Source organism: Streptomyces sp. NBC_01481 (assembly GCF_026339995.1).
Classification (GTDB): domain Bacteria; phylum Actinomycetota; class Actinomycetes; order Streptomycetales; family Streptomycetaceae; genus Streptomyces.
In genome coordinates, this window is record NZ_JAPEPT010000002.1 from 353,249 (window position 1) to 372,785 (window position 19,537).

17 protein-coding genes are annotated in these 19,537 nt (G+C 69.7%); 4 read left to right on the top strand and 13 right to left on the bottom strand.

Annotated features, from left to right (window positions below):
• Positions 1-3: 3 nt before the first annotated feature.
• From OOK40_RS12100 to OOK40_RS12115, 4 genes are all read right to left on the bottom strand, one after another.
• Entirely contained in the window at positions 4-687 is a 684-nt protein-coding gene (locus OOK40_RS12100) for a small secreted protein (protein ID WP_266479821.1), read from the bottom strand.
• Between the two features lie 187 nt (positions 688-874).
• On the bottom strand, positions 875-3,280 hold the full coding sequence (locus tag OOK40_RS12105) for a sodium-translocating pyrophosphatase (RefSeq protein WP_266479823.1): 2,406 nt from the start codon (positions 3,278-3,280) through the stop codon (positions 875-877).
• A 273-nt stretch (positions 3,281-3,553) separates the two neighbouring features.
• A complete protein-coding gene (locus OOK40_RS12110; protein WP_266479825.1) occupies positions 3,554-4,000 on the bottom strand; it encodes an ATP-binding protein in 447 nt (148 codons plus the stop codon).
• Between the two features lie 92 nt (positions 4,001-4,092).
• Positions 4,093-4,446 (bottom strand): STAS domain-containing protein, encoded by a 354-nt coding sequence (locus OOK40_RS12115; protein ID WP_003967428.1) that lies wholly within the window; start codon positions 4,444-4,446, stop codon positions 4,093-4,095.
• A 78-nt stretch (positions 4,447-4,524) separates the two neighbouring features.
• Here OOK40_RS12115 and OOK40_RS12120 point away from each other — a divergent pair, with 78 nt between their 5' ends.
• Entirely contained in the window at positions 4,525-7,008 is a 2,484-nt protein-coding gene (locus OOK40_RS12120; RefSeq protein ID WP_266479827.1) for a DEAD/DEAH box helicase, read from the top strand.
• Here OOK40_RS12120 and OOK40_RS12125 read toward each other — a convergent pair.
• The 7 genes from OOK40_RS12125 to ssd all read right to left on the bottom strand — a co-directional run bounded on the left by OOK40_RS12125 (position 6,944) and on the right by ssd (position 11,820).
• Positions 6,944-7,348, bottom strand: coding sequence for an Rv3654c family TadE-like protein (locus OOK40_RS12125; protein WP_266479829.1), 405 nt, complete (start codon positions 7,346-7,348; stop codon positions 6,944-6,946). The genes OOK40_RS12120 and OOK40_RS12125 overlap by 65 nt on opposite strands.
• Positions 7,345-7,713 carry a TadE family type IV pilus minor pilin gene (locus OOK40_RS12130; RefSeq protein WP_266479831.1) on the bottom strand — a complete coding sequence of 123 codons (369 nt, stop codon included), beginning with the start codon at positions 7,711-7,713 and terminating at the stop codon, positions 7,345-7,347. Before OOK40_RS12130 ends, OOK40_RS12125 begins: the two co-directional genes overlap by 4 nt.
• Positions 7,700-7,870: a DUF4244 domain-containing protein gene (locus OOK40_RS12135; protein ID WP_266479833.1), complete on the bottom strand. Its 171-nt coding sequence runs from the start codon at positions 7,868-7,870 to the stop codon at positions 7,700-7,702. The genes OOK40_RS12130 and OOK40_RS12135 overlap by 14 nt, the downstream gene beginning before the upstream one ends.
• Positions 7,871-7,959: 89 nt before the next feature.
• Positions 7,960-8,730: a type II secretion system F family protein gene (locus OOK40_RS12140; RefSeq protein WP_266479835.1), complete on the bottom strand. Its 771-nt coding sequence runs from the start codon at positions 8,728-8,730 to the stop codon at positions 7,960-7,962.
• Positions 8,727-9,575 (bottom strand): type II secretion system F family protein, encoded by an 849-nt coding sequence (locus tag OOK40_RS12145; protein WP_266479837.1) that lies wholly within the window; start codon positions 9,573-9,575, stop codon positions 8,727-8,729. Before OOK40_RS12145 ends, OOK40_RS12140 begins: the two co-directional genes overlap by 4 nt.
• Complete coding sequence (locus OOK40_RS12150) at positions 9,575-10,723, bottom strand: TadA family conjugal transfer-associated ATPase (RefSeq protein ID WP_266479839.1); 1,149 nt, start codon at positions 10,721-10,723, stop codon at positions 9,575-9,577. The genes OOK40_RS12145 and OOK40_RS12150 overlap by 1 nt, the downstream gene beginning before the upstream one ends.
• Complete coding sequence (gene ssd, locus OOK40_RS12155; RefSeq protein ID WP_323136052.1) at positions 10,720-11,820, bottom strand: septum site-determining protein Ssd; 1,101 nt, start codon at positions 11,818-11,820, stop codon at positions 10,720-10,722. Before ssd ends, OOK40_RS12150 begins: the two co-directional genes overlap by 4 nt.
• 479 nt (positions 11,821-12,299) lie before the next feature.
• Between ssd and OOK40_RS12160 the strand changes: the two genes are divergently transcribed.
• Entirely contained in the window at positions 12,300-13,157 is an 858-nt protein-coding gene (locus tag OOK40_RS12160; RefSeq protein WP_266479841.1) for an HAD family phosphatase, read from the top strand.
• Between the two features lie 347 nt (positions 13,158-13,504).
• Here the strand turns inward: OOK40_RS12160 and OOK40_RS12165 are convergent, their stop codons facing one another.
• The gene (locus OOK40_RS12165) at positions 13,505-14,335 is read right to left on the bottom strand and encodes an oxidoreductase (RefSeq protein WP_266479843.1); all 831 of its coding nucleotides are present in this window, start codon (positions 14,333-14,335) and stop codon (positions 13,505-13,507) included.
• A 102-nt stretch (positions 14,336-14,437) separates the two neighbouring features.
• On the opposite strand from OOK40_RS12165, the gene OOK40_RS12170 reads away from it, so the two are divergent.
• On the top strand, positions 14,438-15,424 hold the full coding sequence (locus tag OOK40_RS12170) for an ATP-binding protein (RefSeq protein WP_266479845.1): 987 nt from the start codon (positions 14,438-14,440) through the stop codon (positions 15,422-15,424).
• A 63-nt stretch (positions 15,425-15,487) separates the two neighbouring features.
• Here OOK40_RS12170 and OOK40_RS12175 read toward each other — a convergent pair whose 3' ends face one another.
• Positions 15,488-16,765, bottom strand: a complete 1,278-nt coding sequence (locus OOK40_RS12175; protein WP_266479847.1) for a hypothetical protein — start codon at positions 16,763-16,765, stop codon at positions 15,488-15,490.
• Positions 16,766-17,051: 286 nt separating this feature from the next.
• On the opposite strand from OOK40_RS12175, the gene OOK40_RS12180 reads away from it, so the two are divergent.
• Positions 17,052-19,391 (top strand): bifunctional SulP family inorganic anion transporter/carbonic anhydrase, encoded by a 2,340-nt coding sequence (locus OOK40_RS12180; protein WP_266479849.1) that lies wholly within the window; start codon positions 17,052-17,054, stop codon positions 19,389-19,391.
• Positions 19,392-19,537: the final 146 nt, after the last annotated feature.

A 19,537-nucleotide genomic window follows, 5' to 3' on the forward strand; every position in this document is an offset into this window, starting at 1 on the left:
CTCCTACAGCTCGCTCGGCTTTCCTGCCGAGACCGTCACCGAGGGCTTCGGCGCGGCCTTCGCCGACGCCTTCGCCGGTGCCTTCGACGAAGCCGGGGTGGAGGGGGAGTCCGAGCCGGAACCGCCCGCGGGGGGACTCGAGACCTTCACCGTCCGGCAGCCGGGCTCCTTGGCCATTGCCTTGCCCAGGTCACCGGACTGCAGCTTCTTCACCGCGTCCTGCTTCATCTTCTCGATCGTCGCCAGACCGTCGGCGACGCCCTGCAGCCCGTCCGCGAACTTCTGCTGGTCCTTGGCGTTGAGCCCGTCGACCTGCTTCTTCAGAGCGAGGTAGGCCTTGGCCGTCGCCTGGAGTTCGGCGACCGCGTCCTGCTGGACCTTCGCACCATCGTCGATGGGCGGCGTTCCGCCTGCCTTGACCGCGGTGGCGAGTGAGTTGTTCACATCGGCGAGGTCCTGGAAGGCCTTCGAGTCGGCGGCCTGGATGTCGGCGGGCTTGCCGTCCGCCGCCGTCGAGATGATGGCCTGCTCGGCGTTGGCCCTCTTCTTGATCTGCGGCTGCGCCTGGTCGCAGAACGTCTTGGCCCAGTCGTTCACCTTGTTGTCGCCGTCGTCGTCGGTGCAGCCTGACAGCGCCAGTACCAGTACCGCGCCGCCGGACAGTGCGGCCGCAAGCTTCTTGTTCACCGGATTGGTCCCTTCCAAGGCTCTCGGCCCCGGAACATACACGCCAAGTGGGCGACAACCGCGTGCCGTATGTCTGATCTGTTACCTATTGAAGCCATTTGCACCAAGAGAGACAAGGCTCACGACGGCGCACAAACGGGCGGGCGGCACGTCAATACGCGCCGCCCGCCCGCCTCTTGAGCAGGTGTTACGAAACCACCGCAGGATCAGGTGACTTCGCGCTCCGCTCCGCATGGTTGTCTTCGTCACCGACGGCGATGCCGCGCCGCTTGGAGATGTACACCGCGCCGACGATGACGAGAATCGCGAGCACCGCCACCAGCGCCCTGATTCCGGCGCTGGAGTCGTCCCCGTAACTGAACTGGATCACCGCGGGCGCAATCAGCAGCGCCACCAGGTTCATCACCTTCAGCAGCGGGTTGATCGCCGGTCCCGCGGTGTCCTTGAACGGGTCGCCGACGGTGTCGCCGATGACGGTGGCGGCATGGGCGTCGCTGCCCTTGCCGCCGTGGTGTCCGTCCTCGACGAGTTTCTTGGCGTTGTCCCACGCGCCACCGGAGTTGGCGAGGAAGACGGCCATCAGCGTGCCGGTGCCGATCGCGCCGGCCAGGAAGGAGCCGAGGGCCCCCACGCCGAGCGAGAAGCCGACGGCGATCGGGGTCAGTACGGCGAGCAGACCCGGTGTGGCCAGCTCGCGCAGCGCGTCCTTGGTGCAGATGTCGACGACGCGCCCGTACTCCGGCTGCTCGGTGTAGTCCATGATCCCGGGGTGCTCGCGGAATTGCCGCCGCACCTCGTAGACGACTGCGCCCGCCGAACGGGACACCGCGCTGATCGCGAGACCCGAGAAGAGGAAGACGACCGCGGCGCCGAGGATCAGGCCCACCAGATTGTTGGGCTGCGAGATGTCCATCACGAGGTTCATCGGAGCACCCTCGCCGACCGTCTCGCCGACGTCCCTGGCCGCGGTCGCGATGGCATCGCGATACGAACCGAAGAGCGCGGACGCGGCCAGGACGGCCGTGGCGATGGCGATTCCCTTGGTGATGGCCTTGGTGGTGTTGCCGACGGCGTCGAGGTCGGTGAGCACCTGGGCGCCCGCGCCCGTGACGTCGCCGGACATCTCGGCGATGCCCTGGGCGTTGTCGGAGACGGGTCCGAAGGTGTCCATGGCGACGATGACGCCGACCGTGGTGAGCAGACCGGTACCGGCCAGAGCCACCGCGAACAGGGCGAGCATGATCGACGTACCGCCGAGCAGGAACGCCCCATACACACCGAGACCGATCAACAGCGCGGTGTAGACGGCGGATTCCAGACCGATGGAGATACCCGCCAGCACGACGGTCGCGGGTCCCGTCAGCGAGGACTTGCCGATGTCCCTGACGGGACGCCGGGTGGTCTCGGTGAAGTACCCGGTCAGCTGCTGGATCAGGGCCGCGAGCACGATGCCGATGGCCACGGCGACGAGCGCCAGAATCCGCGGGTCTCCGGGATGCGACTTGATCGCGGCCTCGGTGACACCGTCCAACTCGGCGTACGTGGACGGCAGATAGATGAACACCGCCGCGGCCACCATGCCGAGCGAGATCAGCGCGGAGATGAAGAATCCGCGGTTGATGGCAGTCATCCCGCTGCGGTCGGCGCGCCGCGGGGCGACCGCGAAGATACCGATCATCGCGGTGACCACGCCGATCGCCGGGACGATCAGCGGAAAGGCGAGTCCGGCGTCGCCGAATGCCGCCTTGCCGAGGATGAGCGCCGCGACGAGCGTGACCGCGTACGACTCGAAGAGGTCGGCCGCCATACCGGCACAGTCACCGACGTTGTCGCCCACGTTGTCGGCGATGGTGGCGGCGTTGCGCGGGTCGTCCTCCGGGATGCCCTGCTCGACCTTGCCGACCAGGTCGGCGCCGACGTCGGCGGCCTTGGTGAAGATGCCGCCTCCGACACGCATGAACATGGCGATCAACGCGGCGCCGAGGCCGAAGCCCTCGAGCACCTTGGGCGCGTCGGCCGCGTAGACGAGAACGACGCAGGAGGCACCGAGCAGGCCAAGGCCCACCGTGAACATGCCGACCACGCCTCCCGTCCGGAAAGCGATCTTCATGGCCTTGTGCGAGACGGCCGTCAGATCCTTTTCCGGCTCGCCCTCCGCCGGTGTCGCTTCACGCGCAGCAGCCGCCACGCGCACATTTGCTCGTACGGCCAGACGCATGCCGATGTATCCGGTGGCCGCCGAGAAGAGCGCACCCACCAGGAAGAACACCGAACGTCCGCCACGCTGTGACCAGTCGTCGGCCGGAAGAAGCATCAGCAGGAAGAACACCACGACGGCGAAGACGCCGAGGGTGCGCAACTGCCGGGCCAGATAGGCATTCGCGCCCTCCTGCACGGCTGCCGCGATCTTCTTCATGGAATCAGTGCCCTCGCCGGCGGCCAGCACCTGGCGCGTCAGCACCTGGGCGACGATCAGTGCCGCCACCGCGACCGCGGCGATGACGATAACGATCAGCCGGTTGCTGTCGGTGAGTACCGCGGCTGCGAGAGAAGTGGGGTGGTCGGTCAGTTCTGGGATGAAGAGCCCCGCCATTCGTCCTCCTTGACGCTCAGAGCTCAAGATGTGGACGGATTGTAGGTAGCGGAACCTGATCAAAACAGGGCGCGGCAATTGGAATTGACCTTCACTTGCTCCTCAGCAAATGATCGGGTTCCCAAACACCCCCCGAAAGAGGTAATGGGGCAAAGGCATTGACGCGCGATAAATGATCTAGAGAAATGGAAAGAGGCCCTGCTCAGCAGGGCCTCTTTCCAAAGAAAACGATCAATGCGCCGACAGTTCGGCACCGTTGTCGATCATCCGCGATCAGGGCACGACGGTGACGGGCGTCGTCGGCCAACTCATCCGGATCACGCCCCCCTCCTCGGTGGACGTGACCTCCACGTCGTCGACGAGACCGCTGATGACGGCGAGACCCATCTCGTCCTCGCCCTCGGAGTCCAGGTCCTCGTCCGTGGCGTCACGGGCCCCTGGGGCCCCGGAGGACCCCTCGGCGCCCGCGCTCGGGACCTCGTCCCCGACCTCGATGGAGAAAGCCTTCTCCTCCTCGGTCAGGACGACCCTCACAGGGGCCGTGATGCCATGGCTGCGGTGCAGCCCGACCGCACGGCTGCACGCCTCGCCGACCGCGAGACGGACCTCGTCCAGCACGGCCTCGTCGACCCCTGCCCGGCGAGCCACGGCAGCGGCCACCAGACGGGCGGTCCTGACATGCTCAGGCTGGGCGCTGAAGCGGAGTTCAACGGTGGCCATGCAATCCCCCTCGGACGTACGGGCGTGCATCTCAGGGGCCCGGGCTGGATGCCCGGTGCCCCTCACTTCTTCCGGAAGTCTGCGGCCGACCGTCAGTCGGTGGCCGCGACAGCTTCGTCGACCGTGGTGTGAATGGGGAACACCTTGGTCAGACCCGTGATCCGGAAGATCTTGAGAATGCGCTCCTGGTTGCAGACCAGGCGCAGCGAACCCTCATGCGCGCGAACGCGCTTCAGGCCACCCACGAGCACGCCGAGGCCGGTGGAGTCGAGGAAGTCCACGCCCTCCATGTCGACAACCAGGTGGTAGCTGCCGTCGTTCACCAACTCGACCAACTGCTCGCGCAGCTTGGGCGCGGTATACACATCAATCTCGCCACCGACCTCGACGACCGTACGGTCGCCACCAGGGCCGGACACATTGCGAGTCGACAGGGACAGGTCCACGGATCCTCCAGCACCTTGCTATCGAGCGGCCGCCCCCTCAGGTCTCCCCGGCGGAGCCAGAGACGGTCGCCAGCCGCGATGGCATTCAATCACTTACCAGCAGCCATGCACGACGCCTTGGGACCATTGTCCGTCACGCCGGTGACACACTCGGTGCCGATGGCCAAGAATCACCGTCCCAGACGACCCGCCGAGAGCGGGGACAACCGCCCCTCCCCGGCTTCGGTCCTCGACCGGCTTGCCGCGGGGGCGAGCCGTGCCGCGCGCATCACTCATACGGAGCACTTGCCCCCTAGGCCGGGCCGCCATGCAGTCTGGCCCGACCGCATCCGCCCGGAAGTGATCAACGCCATTCAGCAGGCGGGGATCGACCATCCGTGGGCCCACCAGGCCACCGCCGCCGAGCACGCCCTGGACGGCGAATCCGTGGTGATCGCCACCGGCACCGCCTCGGGCAAGTCCCTGGCCTACCTGGCGCCCGTCCTCACCACCCTTCTCGACGGCGCCGACGCCCCCAATGGACGCGGTGCCACAGCCCTCTACCTGGCCCCGACCAAAGCTCTGGCCGCCGACCAGTGCCGCGCCGTGAAAGAGCTCGCCGCGCCGCTCGGCAACCGGGTGCGTCCCGCCGTCTACGACGGCGACACGCCGGTCGAGGAACGCGAGTGGGTCCGGCAGTACGCCACGTACGTCCTGACCAACCCGGACATGCTGCATCGCGGAATACTTCCCTCACACCCCCGCTGGTCCTCCTTCCTGCGCTCCCTGCGCTACGTCGTCATCGACGAGTGCCACACCTACCGGGGCGTCTTCGGATCCCATGTCGCCCAGGTGCTGCGCCGCCTTCGTCGCGTATGCGCCCGCTACGGTGCGAACCCGGTCTTCCTCCTCGCCTCCGCCACTGCCGCGGAACCTTCTCTGGCCGCCGGCCGCCTCACCGGCCTGCCCGTCCATGAAGTGGCCGACGACGCCTCGCCGCGCGGTGAGCTCGTCTTCGCCCTCTGGGAGCCCCCGCTCACCGAGCTGCACGGCGAGAAGGGCGCACCGGTGCGCCGCACTGCCACGGCCGAGACCGCGGACCTGCTGACCGACCTGACCGTCCAGGGCGTCCGCTCCGTCGCCTTCGTACGCTCCCGGCGCGGCGCCGAGCTGATCTCCGTCATCGCCAAGGAACGCCTCGCCGCCGTGGACAGCTCGCTGCCCCCGCGCGTCGCCGCCTACCGGGGCGGCTACCTCCCCGAGGAGCGCCGAGCCCTGGAGCGGGCCCTGCACTCCGGCGAGCTCCTTGGCCTCGCCGCCACCACCGCTCTCGAGCTCGGCGTCGACGTCTCGGGCCTCGATGCCGTGATCATCGCCGGATACCCCGGCACACGGGCCTCGCTCTGGCAGCAGGCCGGCCGCGCGGGCCGCTCGGGCCAGGGCGCCCTGGCCGTACTGGTCGCCCGCGACGATCCGCTGGACACCTACCTCGTCCACCATCCCGAGGCGCTGTTCCAGCAGCCGGTGGAGTCCACGGTCCTCGACCCCGACAATCCGTACGTCCTTGCCCCCCATCTGTGCGCTGCCGCTGCCGAGCTTCCCCTCACGGACGCCGACCTTGAGCTCTTCGGCCCTACGACCGCCGAGCTCATGCCCCAGCTGGAGGCCGCCAAGCTGCTCCGGCGCCGGGCCTCCGGCTGGCACTGGACCCGCCGGGAGCGAGCCGCCGACCTCACCGACATCCGGGGCGAGGGCGGCCGCCCGGTCCAGATCGTGGAGGCCGCCACCGGCCGGCTGCTGGGCACGGTCGACGAATCGGCCGCCCACACCTCGGTCCACGACGGGGCCGTCCATCTCCACCAGGGCCGTACGTACCTGGTGAAGCACCTGGACCTTAAGGACTCGGCCGCCCTCGTCGAGGAGGCCAACCCGCCGTACTCCACCACCGCCCGCGACACCACCTCCGTCTCCGTACTCGAAACCGACACCGAGGTCCCGTGGGGCGACGGACGCCTCTGCTACGGCTCCGTCGAGGTCACCAACCAGGTCGTCTCCTTCCTGCGCCGCAAACTCATCACCGGTGAGGTGCTCGGCGAGACCAAACTCGATCTTCCGCCGCGCACCCTGCGCACCCGGGCAGTGTGGTGGACGGTCACCGAGGACCAGCTGGACGCCGCCCGGGTCAATCCGGAGCAGCTGGGCGGCGCCCTGCACGCCGCCGAGCACGCCTCCATCGGGATGCTGCCGCTCTTCGCCACCTGCGACCGCTGGGACATCGGTGGCGTCTCGGTGCCGCTCCACCCGGACACGCTTCTGCCGACTGTTTTCGTGTACGACGGCCATCCGGGTGGCGCGGGCTTCGCCGAGCGGGCCTTCCACACCGCCCGTGAGTGGCTGACGGCCACGCGTGAGGCGATCGCGTCCTGCGAGTGCGAGGCGGGCTGCCCGTCCTGCATCCAGTCCCCGAAGTGCGGCAACGGCAACGACCCGCTGCACAAGCGCGGCGCGGTCCGCCTGCTCACGGAGCTGCTGCGGGACGCCCCGGCGGCGCAGGAGGCCCCGGTGGCCCCGCCCGCGACCTGACCGCCGGGGCGTACGGGCCGAAGCGGGCCTGCGCCGTCACGTCGGCGGTCTCACCCCGCACCGCACAGCGCACCACCGCGACACCCTGCGCCCGGGCCACCTCGGCCGCCTTCGCACAGGCGGTCGCCGTGCCCCGCAGAGCCTGATCGGCAGCCGCCAGTGCGGCCAAGTCGGCTGCGGAGCCTGCGCGATGGCGGGCGACCACGGCCTGCCCCATGGCGAGGACGACGGCGAAGACGGCACACAGCACGGTGGTCGCCATGGCCACCCACACGGTCGCGGAACCCCGGTCGCGGTCCTGGTCCGGGTCCCGGCCTCGGCCTCGCCGGTTCCGGTTCATGAGGCGACCTCCTGGCCCGCGGCATCCTCCGCGAACGCAGCCGCCTCAGCGCTGAGCGTCAGAGCCAGGGCACCCGGGCCCGGGGCCTTCGCCTCGACCCGGACACGCCAGAGGTCACCCGCCCGCCCCAGAGTGACGCTGGCGCCACTGGGAGCCGCCGAGCGGGCGGCGGCCAGCGTGGCCGCCCGCGGCTCGGACCGGGCGGCGGCGCGCGCCCCGGCCCGGGCCGCGTCCACACACTGGATCTGCGCGGACGCGGCCATCAGCGCCCAGACCAGGGCCATGGCGAAGACCACCAGGGCGGGCAGCGCTACGGCCGCCTCCGCCGTCACGGACCCCCTGTCGGCTCCCTCAGAACTGCGCATCGAGCGCCTTCCCGATCACCGACTGGAGCGCCCCCGAGACAGCGCCACTGGTGACAACCTTGTACAGAACGGCGGCAAAGGCGCACGCAGCGATCGTCCCCATGGCGTACTCGGACGTGGTCATGCCCGCGTCCTTGCGCATCGTGTCCTTACGCATCCTGCGCGACAGCCCGCGAAGCCATCCCCGTACCGGATTCCACATGTCAACCCCCAAGAGTTCTCGTTCAGTTGCACAGCTGCACCTGCTCAGTTGCCGTTCAGCAGTCCGTCCGCCAGGCCGATCACGACCGGGGCCACGCCCACCGCGAGGAAGGCGGGCAGGAAGCACAGCCCGACCGGAGCCGTGATCAGAACCTGCGCCTTGCGGCCTCGTTGTGCGACCGCCCGCGCCCGGTCCGCCCGGAAGCGCTCGGCCAGCCGGGACACCGGTTCCGCGGCCGGAGCCCCGGTCGAGTCGGCTCGCTCCAGGCAGCGGCCCAGCGCCTCCGCGCCCGGTATCCGCCCGAACCACCCCCACGCCCGCGCCGGCTCACCTCCGAGCCGCAACTCCGCTGCCGCCCGCGCCAGCCGCTCGCCGACCGGCCCGCCCAGCGATTCCCCGACCGCCTCCGCCGCCTCGCGGGGACCCGCCCCGGCGGAGATACAGGCCGCCAGGAGGTCGGCGGCAAGCGGAAGTTGGCGGCTCGCCTCCTGGTCCTCGGCTCCCGCGGCCGGCTTACGGCTTCGCTGCCAGCGCGATACTCCATACGCCCCGCCGAGCCCGACAAGGCAGCCGATCACCCCGCCGACGAGGACACAGCTGGTGATCACCGCACCCAACGGCGCCGCCCAACGCCTCGCCGATGCCGCGTACTCCGGCCGCCGTCGCTGCCGCTCGCGCTCCACCCTCAACAGCGCCTGGATCCGCCTGCGCACGGCGCGACGACGCCGCCTTGCTGCGATCGTGAAGGCCAGGAAGGCCACCGCGGCCACGACGCACACCAATAGCCCCAGCCTGTGGACGGCGTCCCCGGTCACGGCTCGCCTCCCTGACGCACGATCCGCCCTGCCCAGCAGAGACCCGCTGTCTCCAGCAAGCCGCCGACCACCAGGCACATCAGGCCCGCCGGGGTGTGCAGCAGAACCTGCAGAGGGTCGGCGCCCAGCGCCCAGCCCATCCCGAGACCCGCCAGCGGAAGCAGGGCGAGCAGCCCGATGGTGGACCACGCACCTGCCAACTGGGTTTTCAGATCGGCTTGTTGGTCCCGCTCCGCCCGTAAGGCCGCCTCCAGCCGGTCGAGCCCGGCGGCCAGACCCGCACCGCTGTCCACGGCCACCCGCCAGCAGGCAGCGACTCCCGCAAGCCCATCCGCACCCTGCTCCCGCGCCGCTTCCCGCAGTGCCTGGGGAACGTCGCCCCCGAAGCGCGCGGCCGCGAGTACCCCCGCTTCCGCATCGCCCAGCACCCCGGTGGATCTCGCGGCGAACAGCAGCGCCTGCCCCGGCTGGAGCCCCGCGCGCAGTTCACCGGCCACCGCGCCGCACAGGGTGACCACCCCGTCGGCCCGTCGTTCCTGCTCGCGCCTCAGCTCCCGGGCCCGCAGCCGCCGCCTCACCAGCGGCACTGCCACCGCCCCCGCGATCAGCGGCAGCACCGACTCACCCAGCACGGCGAGGACAAGGGCAACGGGCACGCACAGCCACTCCCGCCGCAGCCCGAGCCGCGGCAGCACCCCCTTCCACGACCACCACGGGGAGGCCTTCACCGCGCCGCCGCCCGCCAGCAGCAACCGCGCCCGCCTGAGCCCCTGTTCACGCCCGACCGTCAGCCACGCAGCCGCCCCGGCACACACCGCTGCCGCGTACACCTGCTCGCCGGCCATCACAGCGCACCTCCGATCAGCGACCGCAGCCGCTCCCAGCCCCGCCCGTACGCGAAGGCCTCCGCGCCCCACCGCAGTGCGGGCACGGTCACCACCAGCCCCGCGGCGTCCCGGTCCAGGACATGCACCTCGGCGATCCGCCGCTGCCCGCCCCTGTCCCGTACGAGATGGATCACCACCGCGAGAGCAGCCGCCAACTGGCTGTGCAGCGCCGCCCGGTCGAGCCCCGCCGCCGTCCCGAGCGCCTCAAGGCGGGCCGGTACATCCGCCGCGGCGTTGGCGTGGACGGTCCCGCAGCCGCCCTCGTGCCCGGTGTTGAGCGCGGCCAGCAGTTCGGTGACCTCCGCGCCGCGCACCTCCCCGACGACCAGCCGATCGGGGCGCATCCGCAGCGCCTGGCGCACCAGGTCCCGCAGCGTCACCCGGCCCGCGCCCTCCTGGTTCGCCGTACGCGACTCCAGCCGGACCACATGCGGGTGTTCGGGTCTGAGTTCCGCCGAGTCCTCAGCCAGCACGATCCGTTCGCGCTCCCCCACGAGGCCGAGCAGGCTCGACAGCAAGGTCGTCTTGCCCGATCCGGTCCCGCCGCTGATCAGGAAGGAGAGCCGGGCATCGATCAGAGCCCTCAACACCCGGTCCCCGCCGGGCGGCACCGTCCCTGCCGCGACGAGCTCCTGCACGGAGAATGCCCGGGGCCTGACGACCCGCAGCGACAGACACGTCGAGCCGACCGCCACCGGCGGGATCACAGCATGCATGCGGGTCCCGTCCGGCAGCCGGGCATCCACCCAGGGCCGGGCGTCGTCGAGGCGCCGCTCCGCCACCGCCGCGAGCCGCTGCGCCAGCCTGCGCACCGACGCCGTGTCGGCGAACGTCACTCCCGTGAGCTCAAGTCCACGGCCCCGGTCCACCCACACCCGGTCGGGCGCGGACACAAGGACATCCGTCACGGAAGGATCGGCCAGCAGTGGCTCCAGGGGCCCGGTCCCGACCAGTTCGCACCGTAACTCCTCGGTGCCGCCGAGCACTTCGGCGTCCCCCAGCAGACGTCCCTGGGCCCGCAGCGCGGCCGCCACCCGTGCCGGTGTGGGCTCGGCGCCGCTTGCCGCGAGCCGCTGTCGCACGGCGTCCAGCAGTCCGGTGCTCATGAGACCCCGCCACCCGTCAGCGCGCGATCCCAGAAGGCGGCGCAGAACCTGGCCAGCGGCCCGCGCGTCCCGCCCGGTGGAGCGCCTGAGTCCAGCGCGGCCAACAGGCCCGCCTCCGCAGGCAGTTCACCGGCCAGGGGCAGTCCCAGGGCGTCCGCGACCCACTGCTCGTCCAGGCCCGCCGCGAACGGGCCGCGCACCACCACGCGCAGGTCCTGGAGCACCATTCCCACCGTCGACGCCACGCGATTCGCCGCAGCCACGGCCCGCAACTCGCCCGGCACCACCAGCAGTCCGAGATCCAGCTGGGCCAAGGCCTCCGCCACGCCCTCGTCCACCCGGCGCGGCAGATCCACGACCACCACCCCGCCGCGCCTGCGTGCCGCGGCCAGCACCGACCGCATCGCCTCCGGCGGAATGACCACCGAGTCGCTTCTGTCCCAGCTGAGCACCCGCAGGGCATGCAATTCGGGCAGCGACTCCTCCAGCGCCCCGCCGGCAACCCGTCCCTTGGAAGCTGCGAAATCCGGCCAACGCCTGCCTTCTGCCTTCTCTCCGCCCAGCAGCACGTCGATCCCTCCGCCGAGCGGGTCGCCGTCGACGAGCATGGTGCGCTGCCCGGTCCTCGCCGCGGTCACCGCCAGCGCGCAGGCCAGCGTCGATGCCCCGGCCCCGCCCCTGCCGCCGATCACCCCCACAGTGAGCGCCTGCCGTCCGACCCCCTCGACCACATCGGCGATCCGGTCGACGAGCCAGCTCTCGGCGTCGGGCAGCCGCAGCACGCAGTCGGCCCCGATCTCCACCGCCCGCCGCCAGACGTCCGGGTCATCCTGATCGCGTCCGACCAGAAGCACACCGCGTCTGCGCGCCGCGCCACGACAGCGGGCGGCCGCATCGTCGCCGACGAGGACCAGCGGCGCCCCCTCCCAGCTTCCCCTCCGCTCCGGCACCGAGTGATGGACGTCCGGCTCGGCCCCCGCCGCGGCACACAACCGCAGCAGATCGTCGAGCAGTTCCATGTCCTCGGTGACGATCAGCGGCCCGTCCCGCCGCCCTTCGACGGCCGGCGGCCGTGTGGACGTGATGGATCCAGCCACGTACTCCACCCCCTGATTACTTCGATCTCGCTTCGTGCCGAGATCTGCGATTCCTGCGGTCCGCGAACGTTGCGGCTGGAATCACCGTGCAGCGCACCGGGAAATCGTGTGGATCTTGCTGAAAAGCTGTGGACAACTAGCCACTTGTGAATATCCCGCTCGCTCGTACCGGTGACTCCCGGGAGCAGCACTTCCGCTACGCACAGTGACCATGCAGAGTGGTGGAAGACCGCCGACGGCGCAGCTCGCACGAGGGGAGAACGATCACCATGGATCGCAGCAGCGGGACGAAAAGGCGTCCGGACATGCGACGACCCCCGCCGGGGGGGAGAGCGGGGGTCGTCTCTCCGGCCGACTCGGGGGGGGAGGAGCCGGACCGGGTTAGCACGGTCGCGAACGATCCGTGACTTCCATGGTGTACCCGAGAGCCTTCTCAGGCAAACCCACGCGCCCGAGCGTACGCCGAATGGCGGGCACCTATGCTCAGGCTCGTGGAAAACCACTCCTTGCCGCGCACAGCCGCCTTCTTCGACCTGGACAAGACGGTCATTGCGAAGTCTTCGACGTTGACCTTCAGCAAGTCCTTCTACCAAGGCGGGCTGATCAACCGCCGCGCCGTACTGCGTACCGCCTATGCCCAGTTTGTCTTTCTCGCCGGCGGCGCCGACCACGATCAGATGGAGCGGATGCGCCAGTACCTCTCGGCGCTCTGCAAAGGCTGGAACGTCCAGCAGGTCAAGGAGATCGTCGCCGAGACCCTCCATGACCTGATCGACCCGATCATCTACGACGAGGCCGCGTCCCTCATCGAGGAGCATCACACCGCGGGCCGCGACGTCGTCATCGTCTCCACCTCCGGCGCCGAGGTGGTCGAGCCGATCGGCGAGTTGCTCGGCGCCGACCGGGTGGTGGCCACCCGCATGGTGGTCGGCGACGACGGCTGCTTCACCGGGGAGGTGGAGTACTACGCATACGGGCCGACCAAGGCCGAAGCGATCAAAGAGCTCGCCGCCTCGGAGGGGTACGACCTGGCGCGCTGTTACGCCTACAGCGACTCGGCGACGGACGTCCCGATGCTTTCCTCCGTCGGCCATCCCTATGCAGTGAACCCGGACCGGGCACTGCGCCGGGAGGCGACCGCGCGCGGCTGGCCGATTCTCGTTTTCAACCGTCCGGTCCGCCTCAAACAGCGGCTGCCTGCCCTGTCGATGCCACCGCGTCCCGCCCTGGTCGCGGTGGCTGCGGTGGGGGCGGCGGCCGCGACCGCCGGGCTCGTCTGGTACGCCAGCCGGCGACGCAATACCGCTGCTCAGATTGCCACTGCCGCCGCTGTGTAGATATACGTCCGTGTTTGAACCTAAAAGTAAAGATGTGCAGCCAGGGGTTCCGAATCCCCTCCCGCTGGAGTACAAATGAATCAACGGCCCGCGAGACCAAGGACATCCGAAAGGATCACCTTTAACGCATGAAGGCCCACGGACCGAAGCATGAAAACTGAGCACCCACGCGACGTCGACCCGTCGATTACGGGCCAGCCGCACCAGGTGACGGGCAGAAGTTCCCGACCTGATGGGCAATATATCGAGGACGCTTGGTAACTCGGCGGACATGCCAGCGGCGGTACCAATTCCGGTACCGCCGCAACCCTGTTCGGGGCTCTTTCAGGAACTTATCCGGCCACAGTTCAGGCAGCGCCGCGCTGCAATGCCTCACACACGGCCGTCGACTCCCTGACCCCGAGTTCCACCGCACGCCCGCAGTGCGCGATCCACGCGGCCATCCCGTCCGGCGTGCCCGACAGATACCCCTCGAATGCGGCGGCGTATACCGCCCGGCCCTGCTCGGCGTGACCGACCTCGGCAGGACAGATCGCCTTCGGGTCAAGCCCGCTGCCGATCAGCACGATGCGCTCGGCGGCCCGCGCCACGAGACCGTTGTACATACCGAACGGGCGCAGCGCCAGCAGCTCGCCGTGGACCACGGAAGCGGTCACCAGAGCCGGGGCGGAGCTGCCCGCGATGATCAGTTCGGCCAGTCCGTCGAGTCGGCCGGTCACCTCGTCCGCATCCGGAAGCGGAGCCTCGATCAGCGGCTCGTCGACTTCCTCGCCCGCGAGGCGCGGCCTGCCCACCGCGGCGTCGTCACCGGCGCCGCTCGCCGCGACCAGATGCAGCCGGGCGAGCACACGCAGCGGCGACTGCCGCCAGATGGACAGGAGTTGACCCGCCTCGGCGGTCAGCCGCAGGGCCGCACCCACCGTGCGCGCCTCGGGCTCGACGCCGAAGTCGGTCCGCCTGCGGACCTCTTCCAGCGCCCAGTCCGCACCGGACAGCGCGGCGGAAGCCCGAGCTCCGCGCAGCGCCGCCTCCGACGTGACCTCGGTGCTGCGCCGCCGCATGACCCGGTGACCGTAGACCCGGTCGACGGCTTTGCGTACGGAGTCCACGGAGTCGGCGACGCCCGGCAGGGAGCCGAGGGTGGCGAGGGGATCGACCGACGAGGCATTCGTACTCATAGGTAGCGAGGCTACGCGCCCCCGGCCCACGCCCCACCTTGGAGTGGTCTTCTTCACGCAGTCCGACCACGTCATGCGATCGACCCACTACCCTAGGTGAACATGAAGATCGCTTTCGTAGGGAAGGGCGGCAGCGGCAAGACGACGCTGTCCTCGCTCTTCATCCGCCACCTTGCCGCCAATGAAGCCCCCGTCGTCGCGGTGGACGCCGACATCAATCAGCATCTCGGGGCCGCGCTCGGGCTCGATGAGGCAGAGGCCGCCGCGCTGCCCGCGATGGGCGCGCATCTGTCGCTGATCAAGGACTACCTGCGGGGCTCGAATCCCCGGATCGCCTCAGCCGAGACGATGATCAAGACAACGCCCCCGGGGGAGGGCTCGCGGCTGCTGCGCGTCTGCGAGGACAACCCGGTCTACGACGCCTGCGCGGTCGGCGTGCGCCTCGACGACGGTGACATCAGGCTGATGGCCACGGGTCCCTTCACCGAATCGGATCTCGGGGTGTCCTGCTATCACTCCAAGGTCGGCGCGGTCGAGCTCTGCCTCAATCACCTGGTCGACGGCCCCGAGGAGTATGTGGTCGTCGACATGACAGCGGGGTCGGACTCCTTCGCCTCCGGGATGTTCACCCGCTTCGACATGACGTTCCTGGTGGCCGAGCCGACCCGTAAGGGGGTCTCGGTCTACCGCCAGTACAAGGAGTACGCACAGGACTTCGGCGTCGCCCTGAAGGTCGTCGGCAACAAGGTGCAGGGCCCGGACGACGTCGACTTCCTGCGCGACGAGGTGGGCGAGGACCTGCTGGTGACCGTCGGGCACTCCGGCTGGGTACGGGCGATGGAGAAGGGACGGCCGCCACGCTTCGAGCAGTTGGAGGCCGACAACCGCATGTCCCTGCAGGCCTTGCAGAACGCCGCGGAGGACTCGTACGAAGACCGCGACTGGGAGCGCTACACGCGCCAGATGGTGCACTTCCACCTGAAGAACGCGGAGAGCTGGGGGAACGCGAAGACGGGAGCCGACCTCGCGGCGCAGGTCGACCCCGCCTTCGTGCTGGCCGAGCCTGCCCCCGTACCTCAGCCCGGCTGAGGGGACGCCCCCGGCGCCGAACGGCGCGAGGGGCACCCAAGGAGGAAGTGCGGGCGCCCGATGTCAGTGCCGCTCAGCCTGTTTGACCTTGGTAGAGCCCGGTGCGCCCGCCGGCTGGGTGGCGAGGAAGGCCGCCCAGCCGTTCCTCGGGGCCTGACCGACCGGGAGCGTGCGCAGCTTCCGCAGGACCTCGGGATCCTGCGCGTCCAGCCAGTCGGCCAGTTGCCGGAACGACACGCACGTCACGTCCCGCTTCACACAGACCGTCGCGATCGTCTCCTCGACCGCGCGCATATAGGTGCCGCCGTTCCAGGATTCGAAGTGGTTGCCGATGATCAGCGGCGCGCGGTTGCCGTTGTAGGCGCGGTCGAAGGCCTTCACCAGCCCGTCGCGCATCTGGTTGCCCCAGTACTCGAACTTCGAGGGGTCACCCTTGACCGTCCCGGACTGGTTGACCATGAAGTTGTAGTCCATGGACAGGGTCTCGAAAGCCCGGCCGGGGACGGGGACCATCTGCAGGGAGAGGTCCCACAGGCCAAGGTCCTTCTTGGGCCAGATCTGGTCGTTGATGCCGCTGGTGTCGTAGCGGAAGCCCAGCTCGGCGGCGGCGCGCACGAAGTTCGTGCGGCCCTCGAGGCAGGGGGTGCGGGCGCCGATGAGCTCCTTGTCGTAGTCGAAGGGCAGCGGCTGCTCGCCCTCCAGGCCCGCGTTGGTCCGCCAGTTCTTCACGAATGACCTGGCCTGGCTGATCTCGCTCTTCCACTCGTCGACGGACCACTGGCCGACGCCCCCCTCATTGCCGCAGAAGTGGCCGTTGAAGTGGGTCCCCACCTCGTTGCCGTCCTGCCAGGCGCCGCGCAACTGACGCACGGTGTCACGGATGCCCTGGGTGTCGTTGAAGCCGATGTCCGAGCGGCCGGGTGAATGCTGGGGCGGGTCATAGAGATTCGCCTTCTCCTCGGGGAGCAGATAGACGCCGCTGAGGAAGTAGGTCATGGTCGCGTCGTACTTCTTGCCGACCTTGCGGAAGTGCGAGAAGAGTTTCTGGCTGTCCTCGCCGGCCCCGTCCCAGGAGAACACCACGAACTGCGGCGGCTGCTGACCCGGCTTCAGGCGCCGCGGCTTGAGAAGACCGGACTGGGGTCCGGTGAACGCGGTGGATCCGTCGCCGATGAGGCGTACCGCGCTCTTGGGAGCCGGGGCACCCTTCTTCGCTCCGGGGGCACCCTGCTTGGCGGCGGCCGAGTTGTCAGCCGCGTCCAGTACGGAACAGCCGACGAGTTCTGCGATCAGCGCCGTGGCGACTACCCCTACGGCGATCCTCCTCGTGGCGGCCTTCATCCGCCCACCCACTTTCTTATGCCTATATGCCTGTACGACGCATTGCCCATGGCGCCGTCAAGCTCGCATCGCGGTAGGTGGGGGAAGGGTGCGACGAGCCGCGTTCAAAGTACTAATCACCGGAACGGGTGAAATGCTGCCCCATTTGCCCCGAAAATAATGCCTCAGTCTTTACTCTGCATTACGATCCATTTACCGAGAGTTGAGAATCCCGCCGCTGCACGCCGTGACCCACGGCCGCGTCCCCACATTCCGCGACCGCGCTGCCCCGGAGGAGACGGGAACCATGTCTGCCTGCGTCCCCACCCGCACCGAAGACCCCTCCCGCACAACCCGAAAGCCCCGCACGACCCGAAAGTCCCGAAAGAGCAAGGACCGCCCGCCCCACCGCTTCCGCATCGCGGGCGCCGATCTGTCCGCCTCGATCTCCGTCTTTCTGATCGCGCTGCCGCTCTCCCTCGGCATCGCGCTCGCCACCGGCGCACCCCTCCAGGCCGGGCTGGTGGCCGCTGCCGTCGGCGGTATCGTCGTCGGCCGGCTCGGCGGAGCGCCGCTTCAGGTCAGCGGTCCCGCCGCCGGGCTGACCGTCGTCACCGCCGATCTGATCCAGCAATACGGCTGGCGCACCACCTGCGCCATCACGGTCCTCGCCGGAATCGCCCAACTCGGGCTGGCCGCCCTGCGGGTGGCCCGCTCCGCTCTCGCCGTCAGCCCGGCGATCGTGCACGGCATGCTGGCCGGCATCGGCGTCACGATCGCCCTCGCACAACTCCATATCGTGCTCGGCGCCACCCCGCAGAGCTCCGCGATCGACAATGTCCGTGCCCTTCCCGCCCAGTTGGCCAACGTTCACCCGGCCGCGCTGTCGGCCAGCCTTCTGACCATTGCCGTACTGCTGGTGTGGGCGCGGATTCCCGGGCACGTGGGGCGGGTCGCACGGAAGATCCCGGCCGCACTCGCCGCGGTGGCAGGAGCGACCACGTTCGCCGTGGTCGCGGGGCTGAGCCTGCCGCGGGTCGATCTGCCGTCCTGGAGCAGCCATGCCCTGCCCGAGCTGCCCCAAGGGCCGGTGCTCGGCATCCTCGCCGCCGTCCTCACCATCACCCTGGTGGCCAGCGTGGAATCGCTCCTGTCGGCGGTCGCCGTCGACAACCTGGTGGCTGCCCGCAAGGAGCCGGGCGGTCGCATTCCGCGCGCCCGTCTCGACCGTGAGCTGGCGGGGCAGGGGGCGGCGAATGTCGTCGCCGGTGCGCTCGGCGGGCTGCCCGTCACCGGGGTCGCCGTCCGCAGCGCCGCCAATGTGTCCGCAGGCGCTGTGAGCCGGAACGCCACCATGCTGCACGGTCTGTGGATCACGGTCGCCGCACTCCTGCTGGTGCCCGTGCTCGATCTGATCCCGCTGGGCGCGCTGGCGGCGCTGGTGATGGTCGTGGGCGTCCAGATGGTCAGCATCACGCATCTGCGCAGCGTGCGGCGGAACCGGGAGATCCTCGTGTACGCGGTGACGCTGGCGTCGGTCGTGCTCGCGGGCGTACTGGAAGGTGTGGCCATCGGGATCGCGGTGGCCGTCGCGGTGGCTCTGCGCCGGCTGACCCGGACCCGGATCACCACGGACGAGCGGGAGGGGCTCCACCTGGTCCGGGTGCGTGGACAATTGACGTTTCTGGCCGTGCCCCGGCTGAGCCGGACGCTCGGCCAGGTGCCCCAAGGGGCGCATTGTGTGGTCGAGTTGGACGGTTCCTTCATGGACCATGCGGCGTACGAGGCGCTGCACGGCTGGCAGGCCTCGCACGTCGCGCAGGGCGGGACGGTGGAGTTCACCGGCCGGGCCGGCGGGCGGATCAGCGAGCCGGCCTCGGAGACGCACGGCTGCTGCCGCCCCTGGACACCCTGGCGCAACCATCACTGCTGCGACGACCGCCCTCGGCAGGCGTACGCGCATCAACTGGCCAGCGGACTCAGCTCGTTCCAGCGAAATACGGCCCCGCTGGTGCGCGACGAGCTGGCGCGGCTGGCGCGCGAGGGGCAGCGGCCCTCGCAGCTCTTCCTCACCTGCGCCGACTCCCGGCTGGTCACCAGCATGATCACGGCCAGTGGCCCGGGCGATCTGTTCACCGTACGCAATGTGGGAAATCTGGTTCCGCTGCCCGGGGCGGAGAGCAGCGACGATTCGGTGGCCGCGGCCATCGAGTACGCCGTCGATGTGCTGGAGGTCGACTCGATCACCATCTGCGGCCACTCCGGCTGCGGCGCGATGCAGGCGCTGCTGAACGGGCAGCCTGCAAGCGTCCAGACCCCGCTGCGGCGCTGGCTGCGGCACGGACAGCCGAGCCTTGAGCGGATGAGGAGCAGGCACCGTTCCTGGGCGAGGATTTCCGGGCGGATGCCCACCGACGCGGTGGAGCAGTTGTGTCTGACCAATGTGGTCCAGCAGTTGGAGCATCTGCGCGCCCATGAATCGGTGGCGAGGCGGCTCGCCGAAGGGACGCTGAAGCTGCACGGCATGTACTTCCATGTCGGGGAGGCCCAGGCGTATCTCCTCGCGAGCAGCGACGAGCACGAGATCGACGAGGTCTTCGACCGGGTCGCACCTGCTCCTTCGGCTCTGCAGGAGTTGCGCGCCTGAACCGCTCGTCGGCCGCGTCCGTGAGACCGTATGGCCCCTCTTTCCCACCGCCCGGGGAGGAGGGGCCACCCATAGCTCCACCCACAGCCCCAATAGGTCTAAACCAATTTCCGGAAGGCTCTTGTCACCCAGCCCTCTGGCTGATG